We start from the raw sequence: 17,686 nt of genomic DNA on the forward strand, positions 1-17,686 counted from the left end.
TAAAGGAGTGTATAGGAGTGGGTTGTCAGTCTAATTACCCGGCAGCGGGGGCCAGGTTAAGCTGTGCCCGGGTACCACCATCCGGGTGGTTTTCCAGGGAGATATGCCAGCCTTCATGCTGACACAATCGCCATACCAGCGACAACCCCAGCCCTGCTCCACTGCTTTTATCACTCCGTACGTAGGGTTTAAACAGTTCAGACGGGTTGGCCTGCTCCAGTCCCGGACCGGAATCGGTGATGCAGAGCGTCTCATTATCCAGGGTGATCCGTATCTCGCCCTGTTCGGTAAAGCTCAGGGCGTTGCGTAACAGATTACCCACCACCATGGAGAGGATGGCATGGTCCACCCGCCTCTCTGATGGGTGCACCACCTCCAGTATGACCTCCACCGGTTTGTGACGGAACAGGGTGCGATAGCGCTCGATCACCTCTTCGATCACGCTCTGCAGATCCTCGTCGACAGATGGGCGATGGGAGTCACCCTGCTCCCGGGAGAGCGCCAGCAGAGCAGCGGATATCTCTCCCATCTCGGTGGCTGCACGGGAAATGCGGGTCACACGATTCCTGTTTTTCTCATCCAGTGTGGTATCCAGCATCATCAGCTCGGTGGCGCCATTGATCACCGCAATCGGGGTGCGCAGTTCGTGGCTGACATCCCCGGTAAACAGCCGTTCCCGTTCAATGAAATCGTGCAGTCGTTTCAGGTAGGTGTCGAAGTCGCCCGCCAGCTGGTGAATCTCCACCCAGGGGAACTCCCGGGCCAGAGTGGTGGGTTCATCTTCCGGGTGCAGTTGTGCCACCCGACGCGCCAGTTCGGTTACCGGCGCGATGATGAGCGCCGCCAGCCAACGTCCGGCCAGTGCCGATATGAGTGTCACCACCAGCACACTGGCGGATAGCAGGATCAGGAAACTGGTCTCCCGCTGGTGTAGTGCACTGGTGTCGTAGAGTACGACAAAGCGCTGTTCCTCTACCTCTCTGACAGCGGCGCGATAATCGGTGCTGTCTATTTTTACATTGTGGAATCCCGGTGCCAGAGTCCTGATCTCGTCGGGAATCGGGCGGGTGCCCCCTTCCGCCGCCACCACGTAGGCCCGGATGGTGGCGGTGTGTTCCGGCAGGGAGAAGGGGTTGCGTTGACGACGGGCTACGTAGTCATCCAGCTCCGCCGTCAGGGTCTCATCAATCAGGTGTGCTTCCAGATCGTGGGAGGCGAAATAGATCGTGGTGGCCAGTGCCAGGCTGACCACCGCGCCGAACAGGGCCAGGGTGATGGCCACCCGGTTGCGCAGTGTCCAGCTACCGGCCATCGGGCCCACAGAGCTGATAACCCATGCCACGAATGGTGTGTAGCAGGGGCGGTTCAAAATGGCGGTCGATAGCCGCGCGCAGGGCGTGCATATGGGCGCGCAGGGTATCACTGTCCGGTGGATCGTCTCCCCATATCTCCCGTTCGATCTCCATCCGGCGCACCACACCTGGTGAACGGCGCATCAGCAGGGCGAGTATTTTCAGCGGAATAGGGGCCAGCTCTATACGCTGACCATTGCGCTCCACGCGCAAAGTGTCGGGATCGAACCGCAGGTCTTCAACCTCCAGGCGGCGTTGGGCCATTTCGCTGCGGCTGCGTCGGGAGAGTGCCCCGAGGCGGGCGGCGAGTTCCGGTAGTGCAAAGGGTTTGACCAGATAATCATCGGTGCCGCTGGCGAATCCCTCCAGCTTGTCTTGCAGGGTGTCCCGGGCGGTAAGCATCAGCACCGGGGTGTCATGCCCCTCCCGACGCAACCGGCTGCAGACCTCCAGTCCGTCCATGCCCGGCAGGGTCAGGTCGAGGATGATGACGTCATAACTGTTATCCAGTGCGAACCCGAGACCACTCAACCCGTTATAGGCGATATCCACGATGTGCCCCTGGGATTCGAGAAACTCACACAGGTTCTCTATCAGGTCGGGATTGTCTTCAATCAGCAGCAGATACATGGGTTAACTTTACCACTCCTGTTTTCTCTTGGCATGGCTTTAACCATTCGGCAGACGCTCCCGATGCAGGTTCAGAACAGCGTCAGCTGGTCAGCAGTGATCCGTCTGAAGCTGTCGTCCAGAAAGTGCAGGATGCCGTCGGCCACCGGTTCTATCTGGCGGTCGATATAGTGCTGGTAGTCGATCGGGCTGCCGCTTCGGCCACTGAAATAGTGCTCCGCCGGTTCCGGGCCGTTCAGAGTGATCAGGTAACTGACCGTGCGTCCCGGTTTATCCAGCTTTCTGGCCGCCTGCACATGGGGCGGTACATTCCGCTGGTAGTCGTCCAGTTTGCGCCGCAACCGTTTCCGGTAGACCAGCTCCCGATCCAGCTCACCCCGTTTCAGCTGCTCTACTAGGTCGCTGATATAGGCTTCGTAGGGTTCCTGGAAAAAGATCCGCCGGTAGAGTTCGCGCTGAAAGCGCTGGGCCAGGGGGGTCCAGTCGCTGCGTACACTCTCCAGCCCCTTGAACACCAGCTCATACTCGCCCTGGACATTGCGGATGACACCCGCATAGCGTTTCTTGCTACCGGTTTCGGTGCCGCGGATGGTGGGCATGATGAACTGGATGAAGTGAGTTTCATACTCGATCTCCAGGGCCGACTGAACGCGAAACTCCCGGGCGATGGTGTCGTTCCACCAGCTATTCAGCTCCCGGGCCAGCTGGCGCCCGGTTGCATCGGCCCGGGCCTCATCGTAGCCCTCGCCGAGCAGCACAAACACCGAGTCGGTATCACCGTAGATGACCGGATAACCGGCCGCCTCCAGCCAGTCGCGGCTGCGGGTGATGATTTCGTGGCCACGCCGGGTGATGCTGCTGGCGAGTCGGGGATCGTAGAAACGGCAGCCGCTGGATCCGAGCACGCCGTAGAAAGAGTTCATGATAATCTTGATTGCCTGGGAGAGTGCCTTGTCCTGGCGCCGCTTGGCCTCGTCCCGGCTGGCCCAGAGCCGGGAGATGATGCCCGGCAGTAGATGGCGTTCCCGGGCGAAGCGGGCCTCCAGGAAGCCGGGGATCGGATCGTCACCGGGAAACGCCATACCCAGGGGATCTATGCGAAAAGTGCGGATGATGCTGGGATACAGGCTTTTGAAATCCAGCACCAGTACATTCTGGTAGAGACCGGGCTGGGAGTCCATCACGTAGCCGCCGGGACTGGTCTGGGAGTGGTGAAAGGCGCCGATGTCATGGGCCACTACCCCCTCACGGTGCAGCAGCGGCAGGTAGAGATTATCGAATGCCGCTACCGACCCCCCCTGGCGTCCCAGGGAGAGGCCGGTCATGGTGGCGCGCTGGCGGACAAAGTTGATCAGGTCGGTCTGCTGGAAGATATCCTCCACCAGGCGGCAGTCCTCCAGGTTGTAGGCGGCCAGAGCGGGGCGATCCTCCCGGAACTGGCGCTGAATCTCGGCCAGTTTATCCTGGCTGCCACTGATCAGCTTCTTACGCCCCAGCAGTTTTTCCGCCACATGGTCAAGGGCGAAACTGTCGAAAGACCAGAAGGCGGCGCGCAGATTGTCGATGCCGTCCAGGGCCACCCGGCCGGGAATGCTGGCAATCCTGGCCTGCCCGCTCTGTTGTGGCTGGAGAATGGTAGCCTGTTCGCCGCCCCGACCCAGGGTGAAGGGGATATGGTGGGCGCGGCAGCGTCGCTCCAGATAGTCCAGGTCGAAGTTGATCAGGTTCCAGCCCAGGATCAGGTCCGGGTCCAACTGTTGCATCTGTTGCAGAAACTCCCGCAGCAGTTGCGCCTCGTCCCTGACCCAATGGATCGGCAGGTCGCTGGGCCAGTCAGAGGCTTCCCCCTGCATCAGAATCCGTCTCACGCCGGGGCCACAGAAGGCGATGGAAAGTACCTGGTTGGCACTGCCGTCGGTTTCGATATCAAGGCTCAGGTAACTGAGTTCCGGCTGGTATTCAATGGGTTGTATACGGGGGTTGATCAGCTCCAGATAACCGTTACGCTGTCGCGGGTTGCCGGTTACCTGCATGGGGGCGGTGACAAAACGCTCCATCAGAAAACGGTCCACCACCTTGATATCCGACTCCAGCAACAGGGTACTGCTACCGGCGGTTCGCTCACGTAACTGCTGCAACTGGCGCTGCTGTTGGAAATAGAGTCCATCCACCGGTTGACCCTGCATGTCGGTCAACTGCAGCGGTTTGCGTTCCACCCGCACCCCATCCAGGGGCAGGGCAGTGTCCCGTGCAATAAAACAGACCGCCTTCTGATCGGGATAGATCAGCCGCAATGGTCCGGACGCTGAATGGGCCCAGAATTGCAGTTCTATCCCGTTCGCTCCGTCACGCCAGTGACGGGTGAGCAGGAACGCCTTGTATTGCGCCGGATTCATGTGCGGTTTTGCAGCACCCGCAAGGGGGGATGAACAGTCAGGGGCCAGGTGGCCAATACGCCGGCCATACCGATAGCGAGTCCGCTGCCCAGGATACCCACGATGGCGATCGAGGCGCTGGGACGGAAGGTGAACCCAAACACTTCGGTGGCGACGAACCAGCCGGTGGCGGTGGCACAGACACTGGCCAGGGCGCCGGCCAGCAGACCCAGGGTGACGAACTCAATTCCGGCCGCCTGGAGCAGTCCCCGGCGCTGCATGCCCAAGGTGCGCAGCACCACCGACTCCTGCTGGCGATGTTCCCGGCTCGCCTGAATGCCGGTATAGAGCATCAGCAGGCCGGCGGCCAGGGTGAACAGGAATACGTACTCCACCGCCAGGGAGCCACGCTGCATGATTTCACGGATCTGCTGCATGATGGCACTCACATCGATAATAGTGACGGAGGGGAACTGTTTAACCAGTTGCGCCAGTATCCCTTCCTGGCCCGGTGGCAGGTAGAAGCTGGTGATGTAGTTGGTGGGGTGATCCCGCAGCAGGGCGGGGGTGCCGATTACAAAAAAGTTGGGTTGGAACGAATCCCACTGCACCTGGCGCAGATTGGCCACTGTCGCTTCGATCGGCACCCCGGCCAGATCGAAACTGAGCTTGTCGCCCAGCCGGATACCCAGGTTTTCGGCAATACCCGTCTCCACCGAGAAGAACCGGGCATCCGGATCCGTGGCGTCCCACCACTGGCCGGCTACAATCCGGTTGTCTGCCTGGGGCTCAGTTGCCCAGGAGAGGTTGAATTCCCGCTCCACCAGTCGTTGGGCGCGATCGTCCTGATACTGTTCGGGTGATACCGGGCTGCCGTTGATCCGGGTGAGACGGGCCCGCAGCATGGGGTAGATGCCGGCCTGCGCGATCTCCTGCTGCTGGAAGAAGTCGCCCAGGGCCTCTACATCTTCCGGCTGGATGTTAATCAGGAAGTGGTTGGGTGCCTGATCCGGAATGGTCCGTTGCCAGGCATCCAGCAGATCCATGCGGATAATGCCCAGCAGCAGCATGGCAAGAATACCCAGGCCGAAGCCGGTCAGTTGCAGGGCGGTCATGGCCGGATCCCGCAACAGTCCGGCCAGCCCCTGACGCCACAGGGTGCCACCGTGCTGGCGCAACGGTCTGAGCATACGGATCAGCAGCCAGGCCGCCAGCAACAGCAGGAGAACCGTTCCGAGTGTGCCAAGCAGCACCCAGCCGGCCAGGGTGGCATCGCCGGCCTGCCAGCGCATCAGCAGTGCCATGGCGCCGATGGCACAGAGGGTCAGCAGCCAGGTACTGGCCGGTGGTGCGCCCAGGTCACGTCGCAGCACCCGCAACGGGGGGACGGCACCCAATCGCAAAGCCGGCGGCAGGGTAAAACCGATCAGGGTGATCATGCCGGTACCCAGACCCACCAGTAGCGGCCAGGGGCTGGGGGGTGGCAGGGTGCCACCAAACCAGTCGCTCAACAGACCGGCCAGCAGGTATTGGGCCATCCAGCCGACCCCGATACCCAGCAGACTTGCCAGCAGCCCGAGCAGTAGCAGACGTAGCGACAACACCTGCAGTATCATTGCCTGGCTGGCACCCAGGCAGCGCATGATGGCGCTGGTGTCCGACTGGCGTTCAACAAACCGCCGGGTGGCCAGGGCCACGGTGGCACCCGCCACCAGCACCGCCACCAGGGCAGCCAGACTGAGAAAACGACTGCCCCGTTCCAGGGTTTTCCGAAGTTCAGGACGGGCACTGCTCAGGTGCTCCAGCCGTACCCCGCGGGGCAGCTGTGACTGGCTCCAGCTCTGGAATGCCTCCACCTGGGCCTGGTCGCCGGCCACCAGCAGGCGATAACGTACCCGGCTGGCCGGAGTGACCAGTCCGGTTTTCGGAATGTCTTCCAGCGCGATCAGCACTTCCGGTCCGAGCCGAAAAAAGCTGTTGCCGAGGGCCGAGTCCCGACTCAGAATCTGTTCCAGGGTGAACTCCGCTTCCCCCAGTGAGACCTGTTCGCCCGGTTGTATGCCCAGGGCGGCCATCAGCCGCGCTTCGCCCCACAGATTACCCGGAGCCGGCGGTCGGTTGATGCGCTGCTCCTCGGCACCCGGTTGGTTGCGGGTTCGCAACTCACCGCGCAACGGGTATTCGCGGCTGACCGCCTTGACCTCCACCAGCTGGGTTTCATCCCGATGCATGATCACGCTGGGAAAACTGAGGGTGTGGGCGGTACGCAGACCAGCGGATCGGGCCTGCTGTTCGAACTGTTCCGGTAACGGGCGGCTGCTGGAGAGTACCAGGTCGGCGGCCATCACCTGATTGGCTTGCAGGACCATGGCCTGCTCCACCCGATCCGTGAAGAAACCCACTGCCGTCACCGCCGATACGGCAATGATCAACGCCAGCACCAACAGACGCAGTTCACCGCTGCGCCAATCCCGGCGCAGAAATCGCAGGGCCAGCAACAGCGTATTCATCGGCCACCCACCAGGCGGCCGCTCTCGATCCGCAGGCGATGGTCACAGCGGGCTGCCAGCTGTTCATCGTGGGTGACCAGCAGCAGTGCCGCACCGGTCTTCTCCCGCATCTGGAACAGCAGGTCGATAATGTGGCTGCCGGTGGCCTGGTCAAGACTGCCGGTTGGCTCATCGGCAAACAGCAGCCGGGGGCCGGGGGCGAAGGCACGGGCGATGGCCACCCGTTGCTGTTCGCCGCCGGAGAGCTGTCCGGGGTAGTGGTGCAGGCGATCCGCCAGACCCACCTGGCGCAGCGCCTCGGTGGCACCTGCCGCCGGTTGTGCGGTACCGGCCAGCTCCAGTGGCAGCATGACATTTTCCAGGGCAGTCATACCGGGTAGCAGTTGAAAAGACTGGAATACAAATCCGACTCTGCCGGCCCGCAGTGCGGCGCGCTGGTCTTCACTCAGCGCATTGAGGGACTTGCCAAACAGTTCGATGTCGCCGCTGCTGGTCTCATCCAGACCGGCCAGCAGCCCGAGCAGGGTGGATTTACCCGAACCGGATGCCCCCAGAATGGCGGCTACCTCGCCGCTGGCCAGTTGCAGGGAGATGTCCTGCAGAATGGTCAGGGTGCCGCCCGGCGCATTGACCTGTTTTCCTACGCCGGTAGCCTTTACCAATATGTCATCTGGGTTATGATCTGTATCCATGAAAAAACTTTTCCTGCTGCTGATTTTTGCGATGTCTAACGTACCGGCCGCCGAGCCGGTGATTCTTGTATTGGGTGACAGTCTGAGCGCGGCCTACGGTATTGAGCGCAGCCGGGGCTGGGTCTCCCTGTTACAAAGCCGCCTGCAACAGGCGGGTTATCCCCATCGGGTGGTGAATGCCAGTATATCGGGTGATACCACCGCCGGCGGACTGGCACGCCTGCCCCGGGCGCTGGAGCAGTTCCAACCGGATATCCTGATTATTGAACTGGGTGGCAACGACGGCTTGCGTGGACTCGGTAATCGCCAGACCCGTGACCATCTGGATCAGATGATAACACTTGCCCGGGCCAGTCATAGCCGGCCACTGCTGCTGGGCATGATGCTGCCACCGAACTTCGGCAAGGCATTTACCGAGAAGTTCCTGCAAATCTATCGGGATCTGGCCGAACAGCGCAACGTGCCGCTGGTGCCGTTCTTCCTGGCTGGCGTGGCGGATCGGCCGGAGTGGATGCAGAGCGATGGCATCCATCCCACGGCGGAGGGGCAGCCGTTAATGCTGGAACATGTCTGGGAGCAGTTGCAGCCGATGCTTGAAGAGACCTCCGTTCACTCCGACAAGAGCCTGAAATAGATCAACTGGGTCTGGGCCCAGGGCATGTTGCCGTCATCACTGACCATGAAGAAGTGACTGCCCTGGTGCCGGGTCAATCCCTCGATATTCTGTGTCAGCCAACCCTGTCCACTGTCAAAGCGGGCGATCAGCTCGATGGGCACCGTTGTTGCTGTGGCCAGGTCAGCGGCCCGCACCCGGTTCAGAGTGATCACCCAGGGTGCGAAGATAGAGGTGTAGGCGCGCTCCAGCAGGATCAGGTCACCATTCGGCAGTGCCTCCAGGCCCACCAGCGCTCCGGCGGCCTCCTGAAACCGGTATTGCCAGGTCCGACCGCTGGTGTTGATCAGGTAGGGTGCATGGTGTCTGCGCGGTGTCTCGGGGCCGGTGAGGATGCCGTACTCCGGGTGCAGGGTGACCGCTTCCAGTCCCCGGTTGTTTTTCGGCCGGTAGTCGCTCTGGCCCAGCAGGCTCGGAAACGGCAGGGTGGAGTGCCAGCGACCATCCGGATAGTAGCGTTCGATACGGTGGTGCCGCTCAAAAGAAATGATCAGGCGGCTGTCACCCCGGATGCCGTTGGTGCTGTTTTCCAATGTCAGCCCCTCGGCGTCGCTCCAGCCACCGCGCAGTGGTTTGCCGCGCCGGTCCAGCAGGGGATGGACCGCAAGCAGCGCTACCTGGCTGAGGTGTCCGTCGCTGAAGTGCGGCGCCAGTTTCACGATCCGGCCCTGGTCAGAGATGGCAAACAACAGCTGTTCATCTTCGTCCCAGGCCAGCCCGGAGAGCTCCGCAAGTGCCGAATCTCCCCGCAGTGCCAGGCTGCCGAGCAGTTCGATACCCATGAACGGTTCACCGTTGCCGACCTGGTCGGAAACAACGATCGTACGACCGATCAGATTGTCGGCATCGCCCCGGGCCCAACCGGGTAACAGAATCAGGCATAAAAAAAGGCGTTGAATCAGAGTCATGGCGGGAGACAATAGGCGGCGACCGGGGAGGCGTCAAGGGTCCCGGCAGTGCTTGTTTCCCGGTGCCGGATCCCGGCCTGGTTTGATATTCGCCGCTGTTGCCATTATGGTTTCCCACTCCTGTCGTCATGAGATTGAACCGCCGTGCCGTTACCCGACCCCGTCGAACGCGAACATCTCCATACCCGCCGGATCACCTGCCAGGGCTATCTGCGCAGCGATGGTCTTTGGGATCTGGAAGCCCATCTGACCGATACCAAGACTTTCGGTTTCGATACCCGCCATCGGGGTTATCTGGAGCCGGGTGCGCCGGTACATGACCTGCATCTGAGGATCACTTTGGATCTGGATTTTGTCATCCATGATGTGATTGCCGTCTCTGACGATACCCCCTATCTGGCCTGCAAGCAGACGGCAGAGATCATGCGGGAGTTGATTGGTCTGAAAATCGGCCCCGGCTGGATGCGTGCAGTGAGAGACCGGATTGAGCGGAAATCGAGCTGTACCCACCTGATGGAGCTGCTCGGGCCACTGGCCACTACCGCTTATCAGACCATGCATGGGGCGCTGGAGGAGCGGGCCAGACAGCAGCCGGTGCGTCAACGGCCACGTATTCTGGATGCCTGCATCGGCCTGGCCAGCGATGGGCCGGTGGTCAGGGAGCGCTGGCCCGAGTTCTATACCGGACCCCGGGATGCAGCCGATTGACCCGACAGCCCGGGTTGGGCAACCGGGTACGGAAAGGTTAAAGATTGATTTTAGGCAATTACCCGGCTGTTCCGGGTACCTATAATCCTCCACTCATACGACTATTCGATCAATTTCAGGTGATAAGCGCGATGATGGGTTTCAGATTGACTGTAGCGACCCTGTTGGTACTACTGCTCAGTAGTGTGGCAAGGGCGGACGGCATGGATGACGTACAGCTGGCCGCGGTGCAAAAACTGGGCGAACTCAACGGCATGGCGCTTAACTGCCACTATCTGATTGAAACCCGCCGTATGAAAAAAACTCTGGTACTGACACTTCCGAAACGGCGTCAGTACGGGGAGTTGTTTGATAGCACCACCAATACCGCGTTTCTCAAAATCCTCGAGAACAGGACCGGTTGTCCGGAGGAGGGAGTCTTCAGCGAGCAGGTGGACGCAGCGATTCTGGAACTGGAAGCTGCTTTCGCCAATTAAGAGATCCATTCGATCCAAGTACATGTAGGTGGGTAGAAATTCGTGAACAGGCTAACCGCAGTTTTTTTCAACTCTTTACACTCCATTCTTCTGGCATTGTTGCTGCTGGTCAGCCAGCCACTCCTGGCCGATTCGGCTTTTCGGGTGGTCACCAGTATCAAGCCAATCCACTCCATCCTGTCGGGGCTGATGGTTGGTACCGAGGGACCGCAGCTGCTGCTGGATGGTGAAAAGCTGCCGTTCAATTACCAGATGGATGCCGAGCAGCAGACCAGCCTGGAACAGGCGGATCTGATTGTCTGGGTGGGGCCGGAACTGGAGCAATTTCTGGTTAAACCGGTTGCCCAGGCACAACAGCGTGGCGCCCGGGTCGTTACCCTGCTGGATAACCTGGAGCTGAAGATCCTGCCGTCCCGCTGGGACAAGCGGGAAGATGCCGAGCTGCGTGACCCCTATTTCTGGCTGGACAGCCGCAATGTGCTGATTCTGGTGGATGAGCTCTCCCGGGCACTGATGGATGCGGATACCGGCCGGGCCCATCTCTATCGAAGAAATCGTGCCCAGCTGCTGGGGCGGGTGGCTGAACTGGATCGCAAACTGGAGTACGGCTATCGCGGACTGAAAAGCGGTGTGGGTATGGCTTACTACGACACGCTGCAATATTTTGAACAGGCCTATGCGCTGAAGATCCGGGGCGTACTGGCCCAAGCGCCTTATCAGCCGGTTGATGCCCTCTCCCTGTTACAGAATCACGCCAAACTGAAAGAGGGCTATTACGCTTGTCTGTTGACCGAATACGGTATGCCGATGCCGGAACTCCCCCTGCTGACTGAAGATGTGGATATCAATATCGGCACCCTGGACAGTTTTGGCGCCACGATGGAGGCCGGACCGGATCTCTACTTTGAGCTGATGCAAAAGAATACCGATACCATCAAGGCCTGCCTCCAGTTTGATGGAGACGCCGGGCAGGTTGCCGCCAAGGAGGAGCTCTATGAGCCGGAAACCGCCAAGGTGGGTGCCAAGTTCATGCTGGTGGATCACAATGGCCAGATCTTCACTGACAAGGATATGCTGGGGAAATTCCAGCTGGTCTATTTTGGTTACACCTTCTGTCCCGATATCTGCCCCACCTCGTTGCAGGTCATATCACAGGCGCTGAACCTGCTCGGTGAGCGGGCCAATCTGATCAGACCCTATTTCATTACCGTCGATCCGGAACGTGACAATGTGGATGTGATGAAAAACTATGTGAAATACTTCAACGAAAATCTGGTGGGTCTGACCGGTAGCAGAAGCATGATAGACCGGGTGGTTAAAGGATACAGGGCCAGGTATGAGAAGGTGGAAGAGGAGGGCGGCGACCCCGATCTCTATATCATGGATCACACCGCCAGCGTCTACCTGATGGCGCCGAATGGAGAGTTCATCACCAAGTTTGCCCATGGCATCTCTGCCAAGCAGATGGTGGATGCTCTGAACGAATACCTGCCGAAATAATCCGATATCTTCCCATCGCACCCGGGCTGGGCTTCAGTCCGGGTGCTGTCGTTTCATCCAGGTCTCGATCAGGCGCCAGGAGATGGAGTCCCGACGCGGCAGATGGAAATGCTCATCCTCCGGTGATTCCAGCAGCTGGTCCCGGTGAAACCAGTTGGCGCTCTCCAGCTCCAATCCATCCACCTGAATTTCGCTACTGGTCGCCCGGGCATAGAAACCCAGCATAATCGAGGCTGGAAATGGCCAGGGCTGGGAGGAGTGGTAACGGATACCGGTCACCCGGATACCGGCCTCCTCGCACACTTCCCGCGCCACTGCATCCTCCAGACTCTCCCCCGGCTCGACAAAACCGGCCAGGGTGGAGTGCATGCCGGGTGGCCAGCTAGGTTGCCTGCCGAGCAGACAGTAATCGCCGTCGTGGACCAGCATGATCACTGCCGGATCGGTGCGCGGGTGGTGTGCCCGTCCGCAGGCCGAGTCACTACAGACCCGCATGTGTCCGGCGCGGGTTGAGTGGGTCTGGCTGCCGCAGTTAGGGCAGAAACGGTGGTGCTGATGCCAGTAGACCATGGCCCGGGCATGGGCCAGCAACGCCCCACTGTGCCGGTCGACCAGCGGGCCGACCACCCGCAGGTCACGGAAAGTCTGCTCGGCCGGGCAGGGCAGCCAGTCCAGGGGTTGCTCGAGCTGGGAAATATCCAGGGCCAGCCAGATAGTGCCCTCCCCATCGCGGCCCAGCAGGATCCGCTCTTGGGCGAGCGCCAACAGCCCCCGGTCCTGGTCACCCGGAAAGGAGACCGGCCGATTATGGTCGGTCACCAGATGCTGATTGCGCCACACCGGCAGCAGCCGGGTCTGCTTGGTTGCCAGGATGGATTGCAGCCAATCGGTATCATCCCGGTAGCGGTCCAGTCGATCGAATCCCGGATTACTGTAGAAGTTGGGCTGTTTCATTGCTCCCTAGCATGGTCAAAATCTACTCCAAAAGCAAAACCGGAACGACCTCCCGCACGGCTTCCAGACCGGGGCAGGATCAAACGGGCAATCCCGGCCGGCCTCCATCCGGAGGGGGCGGCCAACTCTTCCGGTCAGGTGTCAGGTATCAGTGATGCCCATCAGATAGCGTGGATCGGCGCCCGGCAGGGACTGGCAGATCTTGCTGAAATTTCTCAGATTGGGCAGTCGTCTGCCGCAGCAGAAGTGATTGATCTGGGTCGGTTTCAGTCCGGTCCGGTTGGCCAGTTCCAGTTGTGAAATACGCGCTTGATGAAGACAGCTGTTGAGTCGTTTGGCAAAAGAGTAGGGGTCACTGTGATGCATACGGTTTCCTGCGTAATCGGTTGATAGTCGGAGCAACGGCTGTTGGCTTTCAGCAACAGCAACGGATTGGCTCAGCAGTGGAAAAACGCAGGCAGGTAATCTTGAGCTGACCGGTCACGGTGGTCGGTCTATGTGATGATTTCATGGTTTTGTTCCTTAGGGACGCCCCGTCCCAGTGAAATTAATGATTTGTCGATGGCAGGTCTCCTGGCTCGCGGGTCGATGTTCGAATGTCGCCTTCCCGGATTGCTCCAGTGGCAAATTGACATGAACTCTCCGCTTACAGTTGCGGGGGCAGCCACGGCTTGGTTTTCCCGTTCCGTGTTCCCTTTTAATCCCGTCGGCTGATGCCGTTTCGGAACCATCGGGGCCATTCTATCGACAGCCCGCTGATCAGTGCAAGGCGCTTTTTCCGAGCTGTGACCGGGTTCTGTGGGAATGGCGTCACCACCATCTGCCGGTGAGTTGATAACCCGTATTTGATGTGGTTGATCGGGACAGTGACTTATTACCAGAATAAGATTAATCGAATGTTCTTCTCTGGATTGATCTGCTAGATTCACACTGCTCACCTATAAAAATCATGAGCAGAATAAGAGGCCACGACCAGGGCCCATCAACATCTTGGGAGGAAATCATGCGAACTGTCCGTCTTGCAGCGGTGCTGCTAATACTCTGTTTATCTTCACTGTCACTGGTTGCCCAGGCAGAGGAGCGACTCCGTCCTTTTGTGCTGGCGGAGATCGTCCAGACCCCACTGGATGCCAAGGTGGCAACAGTCAGGGAGGCACTGACCGGCGCCGGCTTTTCCATTGCGGGTGAATATGCCCCCTATGCGGGCGCACGGATTCTGATCATTACCGATGAGCTGTTGCGCAAGCAGGCCGCGGCATCCCCCATGGGCGGTTTTGGGGCGGCGCTGCGGGTCGCCCTGACCGAGCGGGACGGGTTGGTACAGGTCAGTTATACCGACCCGCAATGGATGGGGAATGTTTACCGAATGGCGGGGGATTTCATGACGCTGTCGCAACGTCTGAAGAGCGCTTTGGGACGGGACAAAACCTTCGGCACGGAGGGTGGTCGCACGAGGGAGAATCTGCGTGAGTATCACTACATGATGTTCATGCCCTATTTCGACGATCAGGTGGAGTTGGCCAGTTTTGACTCTTACCAGGCCGCTCTGGACGCGGTCGAAGCGGGACTGGCCGCTGGAAGAGGTGGGGTTGGCAAGATCGCCCGGGTGGATGTGTTGGGCAAGGATGAGTCCCTGTTCAGTGTCTCTGTCACCGAGGGAGCGGGAGCGGATGGGGCGGTGATGAAGATTATCGACCAGGGCGAGTTACGCCATACCGCCCATCTTCCCTATGAGCTGCTGGTGTCCGGTAAGCGGGTCTATATGCTGCACGGCAAGTTCCGCATCGCCCAGAGCTTTCCCGATCTGACCATGTCCACCTTTATGAAAATCTCCGATGCGCCGGATGGGATCGAAGCGTCATTGAAGATGGCCGTGGGTGGTAAGTAGGGAGTAGTAATCCGGCCTTGGTCCAGGCTTCGGCGCCGGAGCGGTTTCATCCGCGAGTGGTGTTCCCATCAGATCGGGGCGGGAGCCGCTTCTGCGGGTGGCTCCGGGCCCGATCAACCGCCCTGGCTAGGGTGCGGTGGCCAGCAGGATGGCCCGCAACGGCGCCGGATAACCCTCGATCGTGCGACTTTGATTCTGTGGGTCGAGGTAATCGGCCAGGGATTCAAAACGCATCCAGTCGGTGGCACGCTGCTCCTGGGTGGTGGTGGGGGTGACATCCACCACCCGCACGTCCCGAAAACCGCAGCGTTTCAGCCAGCCGGCCAGGGTCTCCGCGGTGGGGATGAACCAGACGTTACGCATCTTGGCATAGCGGCCTTCCGGTACCAGCACCTTGCCTGCGTCCCCCTCAATGACGAGGGTTTCCAAAACCAGCTCACCACCGGGTCGTAGTGCCGCCTTCAGCTCATAGAGATGATCTATCGGTGAACGTCGGTGATAGAGCACGCCCATGGAGAATACACTGTCGAAGGCGCGCAGGTTGGCCGGCAGATCCTCGATGCCCATGGGCAGCAGATGGACCGGCCAGTCCGGCCCCAGAAAGTGGCGGACAGCGAGGAACTGGGCCAGAAACAGCTGGGTCGGGTCGATGCCGATGACCAGTTCCGCCCCTTCACCGGCCATACGCCAGCAGTGATAGCCGTTGCCACAGCCGATATCCAGCACGCTGCGTCCCCCTAGCGGGCTGATGTGTGGCCGCAGCCGGTCCCACTTCCAGTCTGAACGCCACTCGGTATCGATAGGGATGCCGTGCAGCTGGAACGGACCTTTGCGCCAGGGGTGCAGCTGCTGAAGCAGATCGTGGATTTCGGACCGCTCTGACTCCGTCAGGGGGCGAGTGCCTGTCACGGATACCCGGGCGTCGTCCAGGGTCACCTGGGCCGGTTTCAGGGTCGGCAGGCGGGCAATTGCCGCCAGCCAGCGATCCAGATCGCCATGGGGCCGCTGGTTGAAAATCTGTTCCAGCTGAGTCGGAAGCTGTTCGGCCCAGCTCTCCAGTCCATGGGAGTGCATCAGCTGGCCAAGCGCTGCTGTGTCGATGATCACTTGCGCGCCACCAGTGAGACGAAGTTAAAACACTGGAACCAGAGATCCGCCCGCCGGAAGCCGGCCTGTTTCAGACGGCTCTGGTGGCGTGCCAGACTCTCGGGGATCAGTACATTCTCCAGGGCGCTGCGTTTCTGGCTGATCTCCAGGTCGTTATAGCCGTTGGCCCGTTTGAAGGCGTGGTGCATCTCGATCTGCAACTGCTCCTCTTCCGGATCTTCGAAGCGGATCTTTTCTGACAGGATCAGGATGCCGCCGGGGCGCAATCCGGCCTGGATCCGTTGCAGCAGAGCGCTGCGCTCCTCCAGCGGAATGAACTGCAGGGTGAAGTTGAGCGTCACCATGGAGGTGTTTTGAAACGTCATCCGGGTGATGTCGGCGCAGACAAAGTCGATCGGTGTGGCACCGTCCGCCGCCGGCAGCCGTTTCGCCGCCTGTTCCAGCATGGCCGGCGAGTTGTCCACCGCGATAATGCGGCAACCCGGCACCCGGATACCATTCCGAATAGCCAGGGAGGTGGCCCCCAGGGAACAGCCCAGGTCATAACAGAGTGTGTCGGGCTGCACATACTGGGCCGCCAGTACCCCACTGAGATTGATCACGCTGTCGTAGCCTGGCACCGAGCGCCCGATCATGTCGGGAAATACCCGTGCTACCTGCTGGTCGAAGACAAACTTGTCAATCTGTTCCCTCGGGTCGGAGTAGACCCGGTCCTGCTCTGTATTGCGTTTCATCTGGATGGTCGATGGTCCGGAAAGAGAAATGGCCACCCGCGACACTACCGCGGGCGGCCATTATCCCTGATTGGCAGGCGTCAGGCTATCTTGACCAGGTAGTGGCCATGGGCCTGTCCCTGGAGGATCTGTTTGAGCTTTTCCGGTACCTCATCGAGGGTGATTTCGGTGGTGAGGGTATCCAGGCAGTCCGGTTTCCATTCGCTGGCCATGCGATTCCAGGCGGTGACCCGTTCGGCCATGTCGGCTTCAGCCGAGTCGACGCCGATCAGGGATACCCCGCGCAGGATGAACGGAAACACCGTGGTGTGAAGTTCCGGGGAGCCCACCAGGCCGGCACAGGTGACAACGCCGCCATAACGGGTCGCCTTAATGGCGCTGGCCAGCATGTCGCCGCCCACCACATCGATAACCCCGGCCCACTGCTCCTTCAGCATCGGGCGCTGGGTGTCAATAATCGCTTCCCGGCCAACCACTTCGTTGGCACCAAGCGATTGTAAAAAGTCTGCCGCATCCACCTTGCCGGTAACCGCTGTGACGGAAAATCCCGCCTTGGCCAGCATGGCCACCGCCAGGCTGCCCACGCCACCGGTGGCACCGGTGACCAGCACCGGCCCGGCCTCGGGGGTGACGCCGTTACGCACCAGGGCATCCATCATCAGGGCAGCGGTCAGGCCGGCGGTGCCGAACATCATCGCCGCTTTCAGGCTCAGGCCCTGGGGCCGCTTGATCACCCAGGCCGCCGGCACACGAATATATTCAGCCAGGGCACCGTCGGTATTCATGCCCAGGTCGTAGCTGGTGACGATGATCTGGTCACCCACGGCAAAATCGGCCTGTTCACTGGCGACAACCACACCGGCCGCATCGATGCCCGGGGTGTGGGGATAGTTGCGGGTCACCCCCTTGTTACCAATGGAGGAGAGGGCATCCTTATAGTTCAGGGCAGAGTAGTGCACTTTCACCAGCACTTCGCCGGCGGGCAGTTCGTCGATCCGGCGGGTCCTGATGTGGGTGACATATCTGTTCGGTTCAGCCTCTTCTACAACCAGGGCGCGAAATTGTGTTTCGCTCATTGTTTATCTCCTGATGGGGATAGTGGGGTAAAAGATCGGCAGCGCGAGAAATCCTGCTGCAAGCGTGGGATCTCCCTACAACCTAGCAATCCAGGTTGACAGG

At 60.2% G+C, this 17,686-nt stretch carries 16 protein-coding genes and 1 riboswitch; of the genes, 5 read left to right on the forward strand and 11 right to left on the reverse strand.

The window, feature by feature from the left end:
* Positions 1–34: 34 nt before the first annotated feature.
* The 5 genes from AAY24_RS02605 to AAY24_RS02625 all read right to left on the reverse strand — a co-directional run bounded on the left by AAY24_RS02605 (position 35) and on the right by AAY24_RS02625 (position 7,559).
* On the reverse strand, positions 35–1,312 hold the full coding sequence (locus AAY24_RS02605) for a sensor histidine kinase (protein WP_046858359.1): 1,278 nt from the start codon (positions 1,310–1,312) through the stop codon (positions 35–37).
* Positions 1,302–1,982: a response regulator transcription factor gene (locus AAY24_RS02610; protein WP_046858360.1), complete on the reverse strand. Its 681-nt coding sequence runs from the start codon at positions 1,980–1,982 to the stop codon at positions 1,302–1,304. Before AAY24_RS02610 ends, AAY24_RS02605 begins: the two co-directional genes overlap by 11 nt.
* 71 nt (positions 1,983–2,053) lie before the next feature.
* Positions 2,054–4,378: a DNA polymerase II gene (locus tag AAY24_RS02615; protein WP_046858361.1), complete on the reverse strand. Its 2,325-nt coding sequence runs from the start codon at positions 4,376–4,378 to the stop codon at positions 2,054–2,056.
* Entirely contained in the window at positions 4,375–6,867 is a 2,493-nt protein-coding gene (locus tag AAY24_RS02620; protein ID WP_046858362.1) for an ABC transporter permease, read from the reverse strand. The genes AAY24_RS02615 and AAY24_RS02620 overlap by 4 nt, the downstream gene beginning before the upstream one ends.
* Positions 6,864–7,559: an ABC transporter ATP-binding protein gene (locus AAY24_RS02625; RefSeq protein WP_046858363.1), complete on the reverse strand. Its 696-nt coding sequence runs from the start codon at positions 7,557–7,559 to the stop codon at positions 6,864–6,866. The genes AAY24_RS02620 and AAY24_RS02625 overlap by 4 nt, the downstream gene beginning before the upstream one ends.
* Here AAY24_RS02625 and AAY24_RS02630 point away from each other — a divergent pair.
* Positions 7,558–8,193: an arylesterase gene (locus tag AAY24_RS02630; RefSeq protein ID WP_046858364.1), complete on the forward strand. Its 636-nt coding sequence runs from the start codon at positions 7,558–7,560 to the stop codon at positions 8,191–8,193. The two genes, AAY24_RS02625 and AAY24_RS02630, sit on opposite strands and share 2 nt — an antisense overlap.
* Here AAY24_RS02630 and AAY24_RS18370 read toward each other — a convergent pair.
* Positions 8,169–9,140 carry an esterase-like activity of phytase family protein gene (locus AAY24_RS18370; RefSeq protein ID WP_052761012.1) on the reverse strand — a complete coding sequence of 324 codons (972 nt, stop codon included), beginning with the start codon at positions 9,138–9,140 and terminating at the stop codon, positions 8,169–8,171. The two genes, AAY24_RS02630 and AAY24_RS18370, sit on opposite strands and share 25 nt — an antisense overlap.
* Before the next feature lie 144 nt (positions 9,141–9,284).
* On the opposite strand from AAY24_RS18370, the gene AAY24_RS02645 reads away from it, so the two are divergent.
* The 3 genes from AAY24_RS02645 (at position 9,285) to AAY24_RS18375 (ending at position 11,824) form a co-directional block, all read left to right on the forward strand.
* On the forward strand, positions 9,285–9,848 hold the full coding sequence (locus AAY24_RS02645) for a DUF2889 domain-containing protein (protein WP_046858367.1): 564 nt from the start codon (positions 9,285–9,287) through the stop codon (positions 9,846–9,848).
* 131 nt (positions 9,849–9,979) lie between these two features.
* Positions 9,980–10,324: a hypothetical protein gene (locus AAY24_RS02650; protein WP_046858368.1), complete on the forward strand. Its 345-nt coding sequence runs from the start codon at positions 9,980–9,982 to the stop codon at positions 10,322–10,324.
* 42 nt (positions 10,325–10,366) lie between these two features.
* On the forward strand, positions 10,367–11,824 hold the full coding sequence (locus AAY24_RS18375) for a metal ABC transporter solute-binding protein, Zn/Mn family (RefSeq protein WP_199930472.1): 1,458 nt from the start codon (positions 10,367–10,369) through the stop codon (positions 11,822–11,824).
* 33 nt (positions 11,825–11,857) lie between these two features.
* Here AAY24_RS18375 and nudC read toward each other — a convergent pair whose 3' ends face one another.
* Together nudC and AAY24_RS02665 are read right to left on the reverse strand one after the other, a co-directional pair.
* Complete coding sequence (gene nudC, locus AAY24_RS02660) at positions 11,858–12,778, reverse strand: NAD(+) diphosphatase (RefSeq protein ID WP_046858369.1); 921 nt, start codon at positions 12,776–12,778, stop codon at positions 11,858–11,860.
* A 141-nt stretch (positions 12,779–12,919) separates the two neighbouring features.
* Positions 12,920–13,144, reverse strand: a complete 225-nt coding sequence (locus AAY24_RS02665; RefSeq protein ID WP_046858370.1) for a helix-turn-helix domain-containing protein — start codon at positions 13,142–13,144, stop codon at positions 12,920–12,922.
* A 180-nt stretch (positions 13,145–13,324) separates the two neighbouring features.
* Positions 13,325–13,525: riboswitch (cobalamin riboswitch) on the reverse strand.
* A 256-nt stretch (positions 13,526–13,781) separates the two neighbouring features.
* Between AAY24_RS02665 and AAY24_RS02670 the strand changes: the two genes are divergently transcribed.
* Positions 13,782–14,666 (forward strand): hypothetical protein, encoded by an 885-nt coding sequence (locus AAY24_RS02670; RefSeq protein WP_046858371.1) that lies wholly within the window; start codon positions 13,782–13,784, stop codon positions 14,664–14,666.
* A 126-nt stretch (positions 14,667–14,792) separates the two neighbouring features.
* On the opposite strand, the gene cmoB is transcribed toward AAY24_RS02670, so the two are convergent.
* The 3 genes from cmoB to AAY24_RS02685 form a co-directional block, all read right to left on the reverse strand.
* Complete coding sequence (cmoB, locus tag AAY24_RS02675) at positions 14,793–15,773, reverse strand: tRNA 5-methoxyuridine(34)/uridine 5-oxyacetic acid(34) synthase CmoB (protein ID WP_335337204.1); 981 nt, start codon at positions 15,771–15,773, stop codon at positions 14,793–14,795.
* On the reverse strand, positions 15,770–16,507 hold the full coding sequence (gene cmoA, locus AAY24_RS02680; RefSeq protein WP_046858372.1) for a carboxy-S-adenosyl-L-methionine synthase CmoA: 738 nt from the start codon (positions 16,505–16,507) through the stop codon (positions 15,770–15,772). Before cmoA ends, cmoB begins: the two co-directional genes overlap by 4 nt.
* 80 nt (positions 16,508–16,587) lie before the next feature.
* Positions 16,588–17,583, reverse strand: a complete 996-nt coding sequence (locus AAY24_RS02685) for a YhdH/YhfP family quinone oxidoreductase (RefSeq protein WP_046858373.1) — start codon at positions 17,581–17,583, stop codon at positions 16,588–16,590.
* Positions 17,584–17,686: the final 103 nt, after the last annotated feature.

The sequence above is a fragment of the Sedimenticola thiotaurini genome, assembly GCF_001007875.1.
Classification (GTDB): Bacteria; Pseudomonadota; Gammaproteobacteria; order Chromatiales; family Chromatiaceae; genus Sedimenticola; species Sedimenticola thiotaurini.

What these genes read in the sequence shown, in the direction of transcription:
- AAY24_RS02605 (WP_046858359.1), bottom strand. Translation starts at nt 1,312, where the DNA reads ATGGCCGGTAGCTGGACACTGCGCAACCGGGTGGCCATCACCCTGGCC.
- AAY24_RS02610 (WP_046858360.1), bottom strand. Translation starts at nt 1,982, where the DNA reads ATGTATCTGCTGCTGATTGAAGACAATCCCGACCTGATAGAGAACCTG.
- AAY24_RS02615 (WP_046858361.1), bottom strand. Translation starts at nt 4,378, where the DNA reads ATGAATCCGGCGCAATACAAGGCGTTCCTGCTCACCCGTCACTGGCGT.
- AAY24_RS02620 (WP_046858362.1), bottom strand. Translation starts at nt 6,867, where the DNA reads ATGAATACGCTGTTGCTGGCCCTGCGATTTCTGCGCCGGGATTGGCGC.
- AAY24_RS02630 (WP_046858364.1), top strand. Translation starts at nt 7,558, where the DNA reads ATGAAAAAACTTTTCCTGCTGCTGATTTTTGCGATGTCTAACGTACCG.
- AAY24_RS02625 (WP_046858363.1), bottom strand. Translation starts at nt 7,559, where the DNA reads ATGGATACAGATCATAACCCAGATGACATATTGGTAAAGGCTACCGGC.
- AAY24_RS18370 (WP_052761012.1), bottom strand. Translation starts at nt 9,140, where the DNA reads ATGACTCTGATTCAACGCCTTTTTTTATGCCTGATTCTGTTACCCGGT.
- AAY24_RS02650 (WP_046858368.1), top strand. Translation starts at nt 9,980, where the DNA reads ATGATGGGTTTCAGATTGACTGTAGCGACCCTGTTGGTACTACTGCTC.
- nudC (WP_046858369.1), bottom strand. Translation starts at nt 12,778, where the DNA reads ATGAAACAGCCCAACTTCTACAGTAATCCGGGATTCGATCGACTGGAC.
- AAY24_RS02665 (WP_046858370.1), bottom strand. Translation starts at nt 13,144, where the DNA reads ATGCATCACAGTGACCCCTACTCTTTTGCCAAACGACTCAACAGCTGT.
- AAY24_RS02670 (WP_046858371.1), top strand. Translation starts at nt 13,782, where the DNA reads ATGCGAACTGTCCGTCTTGCAGCGGTGCTGCTAATACTCTGTTTATCT.
- cmoA (WP_046858372.1), bottom strand. Translation starts at nt 16,507, where the DNA reads ATGAAACGCAATACAGAGCAGGACCGGGTCTACTCCGACCCGAGGGAA.
- AAY24_RS02685 (WP_046858373.1), bottom strand. Translation starts at nt 17,583, where the DNA reads ATGAGCGAAACACAATTTCGCGCCCTGGTTGTAGAAGAGGCTGAACCG.